15 protein-coding genes are annotated in these 15189 nt (G+C 63.8%); 14 read left to right on the top strand and 1 reads right to left on the bottom strand.

Features of this window, described 5'->3' with window-relative positions; genetic code table 11:
* The first annotated feature begins 56 nt into the window (after positions 1–56).
* The 7 genes from HDG39_RS06390 (at position 57) to HDG39_RS06360 (ending at position 6256) form a co-directional block, all read left to right on the top strand.
* Positions 57–692, top strand: a complete 636-nt coding sequence (locus tag HDG39_RS06390; RefSeq protein ID WP_184004137.1) for an L-threonylcarbamoyladenylate synthase — start codon at positions 57–59, stop codon at positions 690–692.
* 56 nt (positions 693–748) lie between these two features.
* A complete protein-coding gene (locus HDG39_RS06385; RefSeq protein WP_018417552.1) occupies positions 749–1411 on the top strand; it encodes a site-2 protease family protein in 663 nt (220 codons plus the stop codon).
* Positions 1412–1417: 6 nt separating this feature from the next.
* Positions 1418–2620, top strand: coding sequence for a tryptophan--tRNA ligase (locus HDG39_RS06380; RefSeq protein WP_184004135.1), 1203 nt, complete (start codon positions 1418–1420; stop codon positions 2618–2620).
* Positions 2621–2648: 28 nt separating this feature from the next.
* Positions 2649–3251 carry a class I SAM-dependent methyltransferase gene (locus HDG39_RS06375; RefSeq protein WP_184004133.1) on the top strand — a complete coding sequence of 201 codons (603 nt, stop codon included), beginning with the start codon at positions 2649–2651 and terminating at the stop codon, positions 3249–3251.
* A gap of 43 nt (positions 3252–3294) precedes the next feature.
* Positions 3295–4212: a 4-hydroxy-tetrahydrodipicolinate synthase gene (gene dapA / locus HDG39_RS06370; RefSeq protein WP_184004131.1), complete on the top strand. Its 918-nt coding sequence runs from the start codon at positions 3295–3297 to the stop codon at positions 4210–4212.
* Between the two features lie 123 nt (positions 4213–4335).
* Positions 4336–5475 (top strand): NlpB/DapX family lipoprotein, encoded by a 1140-nt coding sequence (gene bamC / locus HDG39_RS06365; RefSeq protein ID WP_184004129.1) that lies wholly within the window; start codon positions 4336–4338, stop codon positions 5473–5475.
* A 7-nt stretch (positions 5476–5482) separates the two neighbouring features.
* Positions 5483–6256: an MBL fold metallo-hydrolase gene (locus HDG39_RS06360; RefSeq protein WP_184004127.1), complete on the top strand. Its 774-nt coding sequence runs from the start codon at positions 5483–5485 to the stop codon at positions 6254–6256.
* A 147-nt stretch (positions 6257–6403) separates the two neighbouring features.
* Here the strand turns inward: HDG39_RS06360 and HDG39_RS06355 are convergent, their stop codons facing one another.
* Entirely contained in the window at positions 6404–7102 is a 699-nt protein-coding gene (locus tag HDG39_RS06355; RefSeq protein ID WP_018417558.1) for a Bax inhibitor-1/YccA family protein, read from the bottom strand.
* 269 nt (positions 7103–7371) lie between these two features.
* On the opposite strand from HDG39_RS06355, the gene ndk reads away from it, so the two are divergent.
* From ndk to bamB, 7 genes are all read left to right on the top strand, one after another.
* A complete protein-coding gene (gene ndk / locus HDG39_RS06350; protein ID WP_018417559.1) occupies positions 7372–7797 on the top strand; it encodes a nucleoside-diphosphate kinase in 426 nt (141 codons plus the stop codon).
* 210 nt (positions 7798–8007) lie between these two features.
* Positions 8008–9159 carry a dual-specificity RNA methyltransferase RlmN gene (rlmN, locus tag HDG39_RS06345; RefSeq protein WP_184004125.1) on the top strand — a complete coding sequence of 384 codons (1152 nt, stop codon included), beginning with the start codon at positions 8008–8010 and terminating at the stop codon, positions 9157–9159.
* Positions 9160–9371: 212 nt separating this feature from the next.
* A complete protein-coding gene (locus tag HDG39_RS06340; protein ID WP_184004123.1) occupies positions 9372–10502 on the top strand; it encodes a helix-turn-helix domain-containing protein in 1131 nt (376 codons plus the stop codon).
* An 85-nt stretch (positions 10503–10587) separates the two neighbouring features.
* Positions 10588–11904 carry a flavodoxin-dependent (E)-4-hydroxy-3-methylbut-2-enyl-diphosphate synthase gene (gene ispG / locus HDG39_RS06335; protein WP_184004121.1) on the top strand — a complete coding sequence of 439 codons (1317 nt, stop codon included), beginning with the start codon at positions 10588–10590 and terminating at the stop codon, positions 11902–11904.
* A 21-nt stretch (positions 11905–11925) separates the two neighbouring features.
* On the top strand, positions 11926–13266 hold the full coding sequence (gene hisS / locus HDG39_RS06330) for a histidine--tRNA ligase (protein WP_184004118.1): 1341 nt from the start codon (positions 11926–11928) through the stop codon (positions 13264–13266).
* Positions 13267–13332: 66 nt separating this feature from the next.
* Positions 13333–13962: a YfgM family protein gene (locus HDG39_RS06325; RefSeq protein ID WP_184004116.1), complete on the top strand. Its 630-nt coding sequence runs from the start codon at positions 13333–13335 to the stop codon at positions 13960–13962.
* Between the two features lie 79 nt (positions 13963–14041).
* Positions 14042–15187: an outer membrane protein assembly factor BamB gene (gene bamB / locus HDG39_RS06320; protein ID WP_184004115.1), complete on the top strand. Its 1146-nt coding sequence runs from the start codon at positions 14042–14044 to the stop codon at positions 15185–15187.
* Positions 15188–15189 lie beyond the last annotated feature (2 nt).

Genomic DNA, 15189 nt, shown 5'->3' with positions numbered 1-15189 from the left:
GCTCTGCTCGCCGCAGCCCATCCGCCGCAGTTCGTCTGCCGCCATCGTGAGTCTCAATGTCCCAATACTTTCGGCTTCACCCCGACAATCCGCAACCGCGTCTCGTCAAGCAGGCCGTGCAGATCATCAACGACGGCGGCGTGGTCGCCTTGCCGACCGATTCGACCTACGCGCTCGCCTGCCGTCTCGACGACAAGGATGCGGTCGAACGCCTGCGGCGCATCCGCGGACTCGACGAAAAGCAACTACTGTCGCTGCTCGTGCGTGATCTGTCGGAGCTCGCCAATTTTGCGATGGTGGACAACTGGCAGTACAGGCTGCTTAAGTCGGTGACCCCGGGTCCGTACGTGTTCGTGCTGCAGGCCACCAAGGAAGTGCCGCGGCGCGTGTCGCATCCGTCGCGCAAGACGATCGGCCTGCGCGTGCCGGATCACGCGATCACGCTCGCGATTCTCGAGGAGCTCGGCCAGCCGCTGCTCGGCTCGACACTGATCATGCCCGGCGAAACAGAGCCGCTGAACGACCCCGAGGAAATCCGCGCGCGGCTCGAAAAGCAGCTCGATCTGGTGATTGACGGCGGCGCGTGCGTGTGCGAGCCGTCCACCGTAATCGATCTGACCGGCTCGGAGCCGGTGCTGGTGCGGGCAGGGCGCGGCCCGCTCGAGCCGTTCGGTCTCGAGGAAACGGCGTGAGCGGCGTGAACGAAAGCGGACAGACACGCGCGAGCGCATTGTTACAATAGCGAGTTATGGATTCTTCCCTGATACAGACGATTGCGGTGTACGCGCTGCCGGTGATCTTCGCGATCACGCTGCACGAGGCTGCGCACGGCTACGTCGCGCGCTGGCTCGGCGACAACACCGCGTACGTGCTCGGCCGCGTGTCGCTGAACCCGATGCGGCACATCGATCCGCTCGGCACGATCGCCATTCCGCTGCTGCTGTACTTCGCGACGAGCGGCGCGTTCATGTTCGGCTATGCGAAGCCGGTGCCGGTCGCGTTCGGCAATCTGCGCAACCCGCGCTGGGGCAGCCTATGGGTCGCGGCGGCCGGGCCCGTGTGCAATTTCATCCAGGCGCTGTTCTGGGGCGTGTTCGGCGTTGCGCTCGCGGGGCTCAATGTCAACGAACCGTTTTTCACGCGCATGGCGGGCGCGGGCGTCGGCGTCAATCTCGTGCTCGGCGTGCTGAACCTGTTTCCGCTGCCGCCGCTCGATGGCGGCCGCGTGGTGATGGCCCTGTTGCCGCCGAAGCAATCGATCGCGTTGTCGCGGCTCGAGCCGTACGGCTTTTTCATCGTGATGGCGCTGGTGATGACGGGTACGCTCACGCGTTTCTGGTTGAGGCCACTCGTGACGCTCGGGTATAGCGCGATCACGGCAATTCTGACTCCACTTGTTTCGCTTTTCTAAATAACCATGTTTCCAGACCGTATCTTCTCCGGCATGCGGCCCACCGGGTCGCTGCACCTCGGCCACTATCACGGCGTGCTGAAAAACTGGGTGCGGCTGCAATCCGAATACCCGTGCTTCTTCTGCGTGGTCGACTGGCACGCACTGACGACGCACTACGAAACGCCCGAAGTGATTGAAAAGAATGTGTGGGACGTGCTGACCGACTGGCTCGCTTCCGGCATCGATCCGGCGCAGGCGACGCTGTTCATCCAGAGCAAGGTGCCCGAGCATGCCGAGCTGGCGCTGCTGCTCGGCATGAGCACGCCGCTCGGCTGGCTCGAACGCGTGCCGACCTACAAGGAGCAGATGGAAAAGCTGAAGGACAAGGACCTGTCCACCTACGGCTTCCTCGGCTATCCGGTGCTGATGGCGGCGGACATTCTGCTGTATCGCGGCTCGCTCGTGCCGGTCGGTGAAGACCAGGTGCCGCACGTCGAGATGACGCGCGAAATCGCCCGTCGTTTCAACTACCTGTACGGCCGTGAGCCGGGCTTCGAGGAGAAGGCGAACGAAGCCGCGAAGAAGCTCGGCGGCAAGCGCTCGAAGCTGTATCACGAGTTGCGCAACGCGTATCAGCAGGAAGGCGACGACGAAGCGCTCGAACGCGCGCGGGCGATGCTGCAGGAATCGCAAAGCTTGTCGATGAGCGATCGCGAGCGCCTGTTCGGCTATCTCGAAGGTTCGCGCAAGATCATCCTCGTCGAACCGCAGGCGATGCTGACCGAGGCGTCGCGCATGCCGGGTCTCGACGGCCAGAAGATGTCGAAGTCGTACGGCAACACGATCGGCCTGCGCGAAGACGCGGAAACCATCGCGAAGAAGGTCCGCACGATGCCGACCGACCCCGCGCGCGTGCGCCGCACCGATCCGGGCGATCCCGACAAGTGCCCGGTGTGGCAACTGCATCAGGTCTACACCGACGAAGCGACCCACGAGTGGGTGCAGAAGGGCTGCCGCTCGGCAGGCATCGGTTGCCTCGATTGCAAGCAGCCGGTCGTCGAAGGGATTCTGCGCGAGCAGCAGCCGATGCTCGAGCGCGCGCAGAAGTACATGGACGACCCGTCGCTGTTGCGCGCGATCGTCGCCGATGGCTGCGACAAGGCACGCCGGTTCGCGACCGAAACGATGCGCGAGGTCCGTGAGGCGATGGGGCTGTCGTACAACTGATGCGCACTCGACGCACCGAGGTGCAGCGATGAGCACGCCCGTTACCAGTGGCTTGCATGGCCTCGGTGAACCGTCGCGCTGGGTGCGTCACTGGGCGCACCTGATCGCGCCGGGCGGCGCGGTGCTCGACGTCGCGTCGGGGGCCGGGCGGCACGCGCGCTTTTTTGCATCGCTCGGCCATCCGGTCACCGCGATCGATCGCGACGCGGCTGCTCTCGACCTGCTGCGCGACGCGCCGCTCGTCACACCTGTCGTGGCCGATCTCGAAGGCGCGAGGTGGCCACTACCGGCCGATGCGGCGTTCTCCGCTGTCGTGGTCACCAACTACCTGCACCGGCCGCTTTTTCCGCAGTTGCTGCGCGCGCTCGCGCCCGGCGGCGTACTGGTTTACGAGACCTTCGCGCAAGGAAACGAAAGCGTCGGCAAACCCTCCAATCCGGCGTTTTTGCTCGCGCCTGGCGAGCTGCTCGACACCGTGCGGGGCCACCTGCGGGTGATCGCATTTCAGGACGGATTTCTCGCCGAGCCGCGTCCGGCCTACGTTCAGCGCATCTGCGCGGTTCGGGAAACGGCCAGGGGGCATGATCCCGCACGGGCAACAGCGCCACCTTGTTACGAGTTGGCTGGCTAATCCGCTACAATCGCGCTTTACCTGATCATATTCATGGCGTTTCATGACTAACGGCAACCACAGCGGTCACCAGGACGGCGTTCAGATCCGCGGCAGCATTCCTGCCATCATCACTCCGATGCTCGAAGACGGCAGCCTCGATCTGCCGGCGTTTCGCAAACTGATCGACTGGCACGTCGAGGAAGGCACGAATGCGCTCGTCGTGGTCGGCACGAGCGGCGAGTCGGCCACGCTGTCGGTCGAAGAACACGTGCTGATGGTCAAGACCGCGGTCGAGCACACCGCTGGACGCATTCCTGTCATCGCGGGCGCGGGTGCCAATTCCACCGCCGAGGCGATCGAACTCACGCAACACGCGAAGGACGTCGGCGCGGATGCCACGCTGCAGGTCGTGCCGTACTACAACAAGCCGACCCAGGAAGGCATCTACCGCCATTTCGCGAAGATCGCCGAAACCGTCGATCTGCCAGTGATTCTGTACAACGTGCCGGGCCGCACCGTCGCCGACATGAGCAACGAGACCATCCTGCGCTGCGCGCAGGTGCCGGGCATCGTCGGCGTGAAGGAGGCCACGGGCAACATCGACCGCGCCGCGCATCTGATCAAGTCGGCGCCGGCGCACTTCGGCATCTATAGCGGCGACGACCCCACCGCGATCGCGCTGATGCTGCTCGGCGGTCACGGCAATATTTCGGTCACCGCGAACGTCGCGCCGCGCGCAATGAGCGAACTGTGCAAGGCCGCGCTCGCCGCGGACGTGAAGACCGCGCGCGACATTCATCTGAAACTCCTGTCGCTGCACAAGTACCTGTTTGCCGAAGCGAATCCGATTCCGGCGAAGTGGGCGCTGCAGCAACTGGGGCGTGTGCAGGGCGGCATCCGCCTGCCGCTCACGCCGCTCGACGCGCAATACCACGAAGTGGTGCGCGGCGCGCTGCGCGAAGCGGGCCTGCTCGGCTGAACGGGCCGACCGTCCCGCCGCCCACGCAAGACCGCCACCGGCATTTCATTAACCGACGTCGCTTCAGCCCACGTTCCCGGCAGATCGAACGAGGCATCGCGTTCCAGCATCACGAAGGACCACATGAAACGTTCCGCACTTTCCCTCCACGCAACCCGCATGGCGGCGCTGGCGCTTGCCCTATCGACGCTCGCCGGCTGTGACACGCTGAACGACTGGTTCGCTTCCGACCGCGTCAACTACAAGGCGACCTCGAGCGCGCCGCCGCTCGCCGTGCCGAGCGATCTGAGCACGTCGCCGAACGACCAGCGCTATGTGGCACCGCCCGCCAATCTGGCGCTTGGTGGCACGCCGACGCGCGCTGTCACGGCGGCCGGCAACGCGACCGAAGGTCAGCCGAGCGCGCAGGATCCGCTCGGCATGCATATCGACCGCGACGGCGACCGTCGCTGGCTGGTGGTAGACGGCCGTTCCCCGGAACAGCTCTGGCCGCAGCTGCAGGAGTTCTGGCAGGAGAACGGCTTCGTGCTGAAGACCGATGCGCCGGCCACTGGCATCATGACGACCGACTGGGCGGAAAACCGTGCGAACATTCCGGACGACTGGTTCCGCCGCACGATCGGCAAGGTCATCGACTTCGCCTATTCGTCGGGCACCCGCGACAGTTTCCGCACGCTGGTATCGCGCGGTTCGGACAGCGCGACCGATATCTCGATCACGCACAGCGCGATGGAAGAGGTGATGACCGGGCAGGACAAGACGTCTTCGCGCTGGGAAGAACGTCCGCGTGATCCGGCGCTCGAGGCGCTGTTTCTCGCCAAGCTGATGCAGAAATTCGGCCTGACTGAAGCACAGTCGAAGCAGCTGCTGACCGACGCGCGCCCCGCCGCCGCGCCGACCACGATCGAGCAGAGCGCGGGTGCGTCGACGCTCGATCTGCAGGAGTCATTCGACCGTGCCTGGCTGCGTGTGGGCCTCGCGCTCGATCGCACCAACTTTACGGTCGACAACCGCGATCGCGAGAAGGGCATCTACTATGTCCGCTACGCGGATTCGATGCAGGAACTGAAGAAGGAAGGCCTGTTCGGCAAACTGTTCTACAGCGGCAATTCGACGCGCAAGCCGGGCCAGGAATTCCTCGTCAACGTGCGCGCGAAGGGCGACGCGGTGACGCAGATCGCGGTCGTCGACGCGAATGGGCAGATTGACACGTCGTCGGACGCGCAGCGCATCGTGTCGCTGCTGCACGCGCAACTGAACTAGGCGGGTCGTGCGCTTCGCGAGTCTCGGCAGCGGCAGTGAAGGCAACGCGCTGCTGGTGGAGGCGCACAGCGGCGCGGTCACCACGCGCGTGCTGCTCGATTGCGGTTTTTCCGCGCGCGAAGTCGAGCGGCGTCTGACGCGGCTCGGCGCGAGTGCCGAGCACCTCGACGCGATCCTGATTACGCATGAACATAGCGATCACATCGGCAGCGCATTGACGCTGGCGCGCAAGTGGTCGATTCCGCTGTACATGAGCTGGGGCACCGCGCGCGCGGTGGGCGCCGACGAAGCCGATGTTGACCTGCAGGTGCTGTGGGGCGACGAGGCGGTAGCGATCGGAGAGCTCAGCATTCTCCCTTATACCGTTCCGCACGACGCCCGCGAACCGCTGCAATACGTGTTCTCGAACGGCGCGAGCCGGCTTGGCGTGCTCACCGACGTGGGCACGTCCACGCCGCATATCAGCGCGGTGCTAAGTGGCTGCGACGCGCTCGTGCTCGAATGCAATCACGACGTGCAGATGCTCGCGGGCAGTCGTTATCCGCCGTCGCTGAAGGCGCGTATCGGCGGCAATCACGGGCATCTGAACAATCACGCGGCGGCTGAAATCCTGGCGTCGCTCGACCGCTCGCGCTTGCGGCATCTGGTCGCGGCGCATCTGAGCCAGCAGAACAATCTGCCGGAACTTGCGCAGGCGGCGCTGGCGGGCGTGCTTGACGCGGCTCCCAAGGAGGTGGTGGTTGCGTCGCAGAGCGAAGGTTTCGCGTGGTTGACGGTGTGACTGTGGCGCCCGGTTGGCGTCCAGTCGCGCTGCACGCCATGCACCGGGTGGTCAGGTAATGAAAAAGCCCATAACGAGCAATCGTTATGGGCTTCTAATTTGAGCGTCGAGTGCGGCGTGGGGCACGCCGCACGACCCCGGGCAAACTTAATTGCGGTTGCCGCCAAAAATGCCGAGCAGCGCAAGCAGATTGACGAACACGTTGTACAGATCCAGGTAGATCGCCAGCGTCGCCGTGATGTAGTTCGTCTCGCCGCCGTTCACGACGCGCTGCACGTCGAACATGATGTAGGCGGAAAAGATCACGATTGCCATGACTGAAACCGTCAGCATCAGCGCCGGCAGTTGCAGGAACACGTTCGCGACCGAAGCCAGCAGGATCACGATCACGCCCATGAAGAGCCACTTGCCGAGGCCCGAGAAGTCACGTTTGCTGACCGTGGCGATGGTCGCCATGGCCGCGAAGATCACACCGGTGCCACCAAAAGCGAGCATGATCAGCGACGGGCCGTTCGAGAAGCCGAGCACGAACGCGAGAATGCGCGACAGCATCAGCCCCATGAAGAACGTGAAGCCGAGCAGTACGAAGACGCCGACGGCGCTGTCCTTGGTGCGCTGGATCGCGAACATGAAGCCGAAGGCGATCGCGAAGAATGCCAGCATGCTCATGGCGGGGCTGGTGGCGGCGAACAGTGAGAAGCCGGTGGCAAGACCCACCCACGCGCCGAGCACGGTCGGAATCATGGACAGCGCGAGCAGCCAGTAGGTATTCCGTAGCACGCGGTTGCGTGTTTCGACCGTGCTGACCGCGCCGTTGCGGCCAAACATATACGGATGTTCGTTCATGATCTCTCCTTACCTCGGAAGCGTGTTTCGTGATGGTGATACGGCAATTTGCGAAGCGCCGGCGGGCGCACCGTTCATCCGTAAGATTAGCGCGGCAGCACGGAGTTTCAATACCTCCAGTCGCCCACATGGCCTACGCTACCAGTATTTCGCGCCCTTTGCTTTGATCCTTTCAGTGCTGTAAGGGTTCAATCGCAATGGTGCACGGGAACATGCTACAATAGCGGATTCATTTGAATCTGTAACTTCTTAATTTTTTTGGAGTTTTTATGGCGATCGAGCGCACCCTGTCGATTATCAAGCCGGACGCAGTGGCCAAGAACGTGATCGGCCAGATCTATACCCGTTTTGAAAACGCTGGTCTGAAGATCGTGGCATCGCGCATGGTTCATCTGTCGCGTGCTGACGCCGAGAAGTTTTACGCCGTGCACGCGGCACGTCCGTTCTTCAAGGACCTCGTCGAATTCATGATCTCGGGTCCGGTGGTCGTGCAAGCGCTGGAAGGCGAAAACGCGGTCCTGAAACACCGTGATCTGATGGGTGCGACTGACCCGAAGAAGGCAGAAAAGGGCACGATCCGTGCCGACTTCGCGGACAGCATCGACGCCAACGCGGTGCACGGCTCGGACGCACCGGAAACGGCCGCGATTGAAATCGCATTCTTCTTCCCCCAAGTCAACGTCTACTCGCGTTGAGCGCCTCGCGCTGAGGTCAGGCACTGGCCTCGGTCGTAAGCCGTGTCCGCCTGGCGCGTTTCGTGCAGCCGAATTGTTTTATCGCATGAATCGCGCGCGTTGCACGACAAAGTAGTAAGGTAAAAGCAGCAGGAATGGGCGCTAACGGGCACGGCGTTCATGCAGCTTGTTGCATGAACGTAGTCTCGCAATGAAATGGCAGGATTCGATATGACGAGCAGTCCCTCCGTCAACCTTCTCGACCTCGACGCCCAAGGGCTCGTCGCCTATTGCGACAGCCTGGGCGAGAAACCGTTTCGCGCCAAGCAATTGCAGCGCTGGATTCATCAATACAACGCTTCCGACTTCGATGGCATGACCGATCTCGCGAAGTCCTTGCGCGAAAAGCTCAAAGGGCGCGCCGCGATCACGATGCCGGGCGTCGTCAGCGACCACGTTTCGTCGGACGGCACACGCAAGTGGCTGATCGACGTCGGAAACGGCAACGCCGTTGAAACCGTCTACATCCCCGAAGAAACGCGCGGCACGCTGTGTGTGTCGTCACAGGCCGGGTGTGCGGTCAACTGCCGGTTCTGCTCGACCGGCAAGCAAGGGTTCTCCCGCAATCTCACCACCGGCGAAATCATCGGCCAGTTGCGCATGGCTGAGTTTGCGCTGCGCGCGTCGCGTGGTGATGCTGGCGGCCGCGCGATGGGCGGCGACGGCAAGGGCGAGCGCGTCGTCACGAACGTCGTGATGATGGGAATGGGCGAGCCGCTGCTCAATTACGACGCGGTCGTGCCGGCCATGCGCCTGATGCTCGACGACAATGCGTACGGCCTGTCGCGCCGGCGCGTCACGTTGTCCACTTCGGGCGTCGTACCGATGATGGACCGGCTCGGCGCGGATCTGCCCGTGGCGCTCGCGGTGTCGCTGCATGCCTCGAACGACGCGCTGCGCGACGTGCTGGTGCCGCTCAACAAAAAGTATCCGCTGCGCGAGCTGATGGCAGCGTGCGAGCGCTATCTGAAAGTTGCGCCGCGAGATTTCATTACGTTCGAATACTGCATGCTCGATGGCGTGAACGACAGCGAGGCGCACGCGCGCGAGTTGCTCGCCGTCACGCGTAACGTGCCGTGCAAGTTCAATCTGATTCCGTTCAATCCGTTCCCCGAATCGGGCCTTATCCGCTCGAAGCCGGAACAGATCAAGCGGTTTGCGCAGGTGTTGATCGACGCTGGCGTCGTCACCACTGTGCGCAAGACCCGCGGCGACGATATCGATGCTGCCTGCGGTCAGCTGGCCGGCGCGGTGAAAGACCGCACGCGTCTTGCTGAGCGCACCGGGAAGGCGGCGAAGGTGATCGAGGTTCGCGCCGTGTAATCGCGAGGGGCAGCAGGGCGTCGGCGTTCGGCGGAAAGCACCGCGAGCGCAAAAATGCTCCCATGCCACCGGCGATTAAATGAAAGTTTGCAGAATCGATCGGGAGCGGTACACAAAGCCGCACATTTTGTTATAAACGGTCTGCGATTTGGACGTGACGCTCGAGCCCGTCCGGTCGCACGATTAAAAGAATCGACGCGAAAGGATTTGGGATGAGTGAGCCGCAGCACCCGCAGCCGCACGAGACAGACACGAACGATGGCCATCCTGCACCTGTTGCAAGGGCGGTGGTCCAGCCTGTCGTGCACCCGGCCCTTGATTCGCTGGCAGCGGTTGGCGCGCGCTTGACCCAGTTGCGCGAGTCGAAAGGTTGGACTATCGAGGACGTGTCGGCGCGACTGAAGGTGTCGGTCGTCAAGCTGAGCGCGCTCGAGGCGGGCGACGTCAGCCATCTGCCGGACACGACGTTTGCACTCGGCGTCGTGCGCAGCTACGCGAAAATGCTGGGCGCCGATCCGGCGCCTTTTACGGCGGCGCTGCGTCGCGAGAAGGGCGTGCCGGCGCCGAATCTGTCGATGCCGGCGTCATCGGGCAAGGATCTGCCGCGCGGCAAGGTTTCGCTGTCGCTCGGCGACAGCGGGCATAAGAGCCGTTCGTGGCTGTGGGGCATTGCGGCGATCGTCGTCGCCGTCATCGCACTCGGGATGTGGCGCACTAACGGCGGTGATTCGTCCGCGTGGCTCGCGCGCCTGAAGGCAAGCGCGAATAGTTCGACTAGCAGCGACACGGCGGCTTCGGGCGCGGTTGCTCAGGGTCCGGCGACGGCGGCGGAAGGGGCATCGGCGGCGGCCACGGCGGACAACGCGGCGAGCGCGGATAATGCGGCGTCTGCGTCGGCAACGCCGATGCCGGCTCCGCTTGCCACTGGCACCGCGCCGGGCTCGGGCCCGGCAGCAAATACAGCGGTAACGCCGGCACCGACGACCGCGGCGCCGAAGGCCGGCTCGCAGGCTCAGGCACAGGCCGCCATGGAGAGCGCAAATGCACCGGTGGTCGTGGCGAACGCGTCGGCGCCGGCGGTCACGCCAGCGCTCGGCGAGGCGGTCGTCGCGCTGCGCGTGACGCAGGACAGCTGGTTCAGCGTGCGTGACAAGAACGGCAAGGAACTGTTCTCCGGACTCGTGCATGCCGGCGATCCGAAGCAAGTGACGGGTGTCGGTCCGTTCAAGGTCACGGTCGGCAACAAGGCGGGTCTCGAGTCGGTGACGCTCGACGGCCAGCCCGTCGATCCGTCGAAATATGCGACAGCAAAGGGCAACGTGGCGCGCTTTGCGCTGCCTTGACAGATACGGTACGCGCCGCGGCCAACCGGTCCGCGGCGCTTTTTCAATTCAGGCGCTGCGTTTTTGCATAGCGCGTGCGGCGTAAATGGGTTTTTCGATGCAAACCGAAGCTCAATCCCAATCCTGTAGCACGATCGTTTCAGACGAGCCGGTGTTCGGCGGCCCCGCGATGCGGCGCAAGTCGCATGCGGTCAACGTCCGCTGGGGCGGCCAGCTCGTGACCATCGGCGGCGATGCGCCGGTGCGCGTGCAGTCGATGACCAACACCGACACCGCCGACGCGATCGGCACCGCTATCCAGATCAAGGAACTGGCGCAAGCCGGGTCCGAACTGGTGCGTATCACCGTGAATACGCCGGAAGCGGCGGCGGCTGTGCCGGCGATCCGCGAGCAACTCGACCGCATGGGCGTGATGGTGCCGCTCGTCGGCGACTTCCATTACAACGGCCACCTGCTGCTGCGCGACTATCCGGGCTGTGCGGAATCGCTTTCGAAGTACCGGATCAATCCGGGCAACGTCGGGCACGGCGCGAAGCGCGACACGCAGTTTGCGCAGATGATCGAGACGGCGGTCAAATACGACAAGCCGGTGCGCATCGGCGTGAACTGGGGCAGCCTCGACCAGGACCTGCTCGCGAAGATGATGGACGAAAACGGCTCGCGCGCCACTCCGTGGGAAGCGCAAAGCGTGATGTACGAAGCGCTGATCCAGTCGGCGATCGGCTCGGCGGAACGTGCGGTCGAACTCGGCCTCGGGCGCGACCAGATCATCCTGTCGTGCAAGGTCAGCGGCGTGCAGGATCTGATTGCCGTGTACCGCGAACTCGCGCGCCGTTGCGATTTCGCGCTGCATCTTGGCCTGACCGAAGCGGGCATGGGTTCGAAGGGCATCGTCGCGTCAACCGCGGCGCTGTCGGTTCTGCTGCAGCAGGGCATCGGCGATACGATCCGTATTTCGCTGACGCCGGAACCGGGCGCGTCGCGCACAGGCGAAGTGATCGTCGGTCAGGAGATTCTGCAGACAATGGGCCTGCGGTCGTTCACGCCGATGGTGATCGCGTGCCCCGGCTGCGGGCGCACCACGAGCACGCTGTTCCAGGAACTCGCGTCGCAGATCCAGACCTACCTGCGTCAGCAGATGCCGGTGTGGCGCGACCAGTATCCCGGCGTCGAGCAGATGCACGTCGCGGTGATGGGCTGCATCGTCAATGGTCCGGGCGAATCGAAGCAGGCGAATATCGGCATCAGCTTGCCGGGCTCGGGCGAGAATCCGGCCGCGCCGGTGTTCATCGACGGCGAAAAGGCGAAGACGCTGCGCGGCGAGAACATCGCGCAAGAATTCCAGCAAATCGTGAGCGACTACGTCGAGCGCCGCTATGGCCGCGCCGACGCGCTCAACTAAATACCGGCTATCGAAACACAGATGACTGAACAGAAGAAAAAGCTCGAGAAGCTGTCCGGCGTGAAAGGCATGAACGACATCCTTCCGCAGGAAGCCGGGCTCTGGGAATTTTTCGAAACCACCGTCAAGTCGATGCTGCGTTCGTACGGATACCAGAATATCCGCACGCCGATCGTCGAGCATACGCAGCTGTTCACACGCGGTATCGGCGAAGTGACCGACATCGTCGAAAAAGAGATGTACAGCTTCACGGACGCATTGAACGGTGAAAACCTGACGATGCGCCCGGAAAACACGGCGGCGGTGGTGCGCGCGTCGATCGAACACAACATGCTGTACGATGGCCCGAAGCGTCTGTGGTATATCGGTCCGATGTTCCGTCACGAGCGTCCGCAGCGCGGCCGTTATCGCCAGTTCCACCAGGTCGGTGTCGAGGCGCTCGGTTTCGCGGGTCCGGATGCGGACGCGGAAATCATCATGATGTGCCAGCGTCTGTGGGACGATCTCGGACTGACTGGCATCAAGCTCGAAATCAACTCGTTGGGCCTCGCTGAAGAGCGCGCCGCGCATCGTGTCGAACTGATCGCGTATCTCGAAATGCACATGGACGTGCTCGACGAAGACGCGAAGCGTCGTCTCTATACGAACCCGCTGCGCGTGCTCGATACGAAGAATCCTGCGCTGCAGGAAGTCGCGCGGAACGCGCCGAAGCTGATCGATTTTCTTGGGGAAGAATCGCGCGCGCACTTCGAAGCTCTGCAGCGTCTGCTGAAGGCGAACAACCTTCCGTTCACGATCAATCCGCGTCTCGTGCGCGGTCTCGATTACTACAATCTGACCGTGTTCGAGTGGGTGACCGACAAACTCGGCGCGCAAGGCACGGTCGCGGCGGGCGGCCGCTACGATCCGCTGATCGAACAGCTCGGCGGCAAGCCGACGGCTGCGTGCGGCTGGGCGATGGGCGTCGAGCGAATTCTCGAGCTGCTGAAGGAAGAGCAGCTCGTACCGGAAGACGAAGGTTGCGACGTGTACGTGGTCCATCAGGGCGGCGCCGCGCGCGAGCAGGCGTTCATCATCGCCGAGCGTCTGCGCGATACCGGTCTCGACGTGATCCTGCATTGCAGCGCGGACGGTCAGTCGGCAAGCTTCAAGTCGCAGATGAAGCGCGCCGACGCGAGCGGCGCCGCGTTCGCGGTCGTGCTCGGCGAAGATGAGATGGCCAACGGCACGGTCGGCGTGAAACCGCTGCGCGATACGCAAGCCAACGGCGGTAAGAACGAGCAACAGAACGTACCCGCCGAAGACTTGACCGAATATCTAATCAATGCGATGGTTGCATCCGCCGAAGACGGCGACGACTGATCGCGATGTCGTTGGGCCGGCTGGCTCGACACGCACACGTAGCAAGAAAGAGGAAATCGCCGGGCAATGAGTTACCACGACGAACAAGAATCGATTGAAAGTCTGAGGGCATGGTGGAAGCAGTGGGGCAATGCGACCACGTGGATCGTGCTGGTGGTGTTGCTGGCAGGCGCGAGCTGGAACGGCTGGAATTTCTGGCAGCGTCGTCAGGCCGCGGAAGCCGCGGTGCTGTATGACCAGGTTCAGCAAGCCGCGGCATCGGGCGACAAGGCGCAGATCGCGCGCGTCGCCGCCGACATGGAAGACAAATTCGGCCGCACTGCCTACGCGCAGATGACCGCGCTCGGCGCCGCCAAGGCGCTCTACGCCGCTGGCGACGAAGCCGGCGCGAAAGCGCAGTTGCAATGGACGATCGATCACGCGAAGGACGACGAGTTCAAGCAGATCGCGAAGCTGCGCATGGCATCGCTGCTGCTCGACGACAAGGCATACGACCAGGGTCTCGCGCTCCTGGCCGAGCCACAATCGGATGCCTTCAAGGGCGTCGTGGCAGACCGCCGCGGCGACCTGCTCGCCGCCCAGGGCAAGCGCGACGAAGCGCGCGCGGCCTACAAGCTCGCGCTCGACTCGCTGTCGAACAGCGACAGTTCGGCGCACCAGCTGATCCAGTTCAAGCTGGATGCGCTTGGCGGCTGAGCGTCCCGCGCGGCGCGCCGCGAGCCACGACCGCAAGGCGGTCTCCTTTAATCCAATTTCCTGAATGCTTCGTCCACCGATGAATCTGCTGAAACGTTACGCCGTGCCCGTTATCTGTGCGATGACCGTTCTCACGCTGGCGGCTTGCTCATCCACGAAAGACGAGCGCCGTGTGCCGACGCCGCTCACCGAGTTCAAACCCGTGCTCGACGTGCAGCAGTCCTGGTCGGCGAGCGTCGGCAAGGCGGGCCGCTACCTGTTCTCGCCGGTTGCGGTCGGCAATGCCGTGTACGCTGCCGGCACGAATGGCACGGTCGCCAAGATCGACGCGCAAACGGGCAAGGACGTGTGGCGAGTCAAGTTGCACGATGACCTGTCGGCGGGCGTCGGCAGCGATGGCACGCTCACCGCGGTCGGTGGCTTGAAGGGCGACGTGTACGTGCTAGGCGCGGACGGCAAGCAGCTGTGGACCGCGAAGGCGCCGGGCGAGATCATTACGCCGCCGCTCGTCGGCAACGGCCTTGTGATCGTGCGCACGATCGACGGCCAGATCGTCGCGTTCAACGCGCAAACCGGGGAGCAGAAGTGGAACTTCCGCAACCGCGCCGTGCCGCTGAACCTGCGCGTGTCGTCGGGCATGACGTTCGCAGGTGACGCGGCCGTGCTGGCCGGCTTCCCGGGCGGATCGTTCGCCGCGATCAACCTGCAGACGGGCGACGCCTACTGGCAGACGCCGGTGTCGTATCCGAAGGGCGTGACCGAGGTCGAGCGTATCAACGACGTGACCGGCCCGCCCACGCTGGTGGGTTCGGAGACCTGCGCGGTGACGTTCCAGGGCCAGATTGGCTGTTTCGACGCCAACTCGGGCCGCGCGCTGTGGGGGAAGGCGTTCTCGAGCACGAGCGGCCTCGCACAGGATGAGCGCAGCGTGGTCGCTGCCGACGACTGGTCGGTCGTGTCAGCATTCGACGTGAGCAACGGCTCGGCGCTGTGGAAGAACGACACGCTGAAGAACCGCGACCTGAGCGTGCCGATGCTGCTCGGCCGCGCGGCCGTGTTCGGCGACTACAAGGGCTTCGTGCATTTCCTGTCGACCGTCGACGGCACGCTCGTCGCACGAGTGAAGACCGACGGCAGCGCGATTACTGCGGCGCCGGTGCTGGCCGGCGACACGCTAGTCGTACAGACGCGCGACGGCGGCCTGTTCGGCTATCGTCCGCGCTGATC

The organism is Paraburkholderia lebeckiae (genome assembly GCF_014201005.1).
In the GTDB taxonomy this organism is placed as follows: Bacteria; Pseudomonadota; Gammaproteobacteria; order Burkholderiales; family Burkholderiaceae; genus Paraburkholderia; species Paraburkholderia tuberum.
This window is presented reverse-complemented; position numbering and strand designations above follow the sequence as displayed.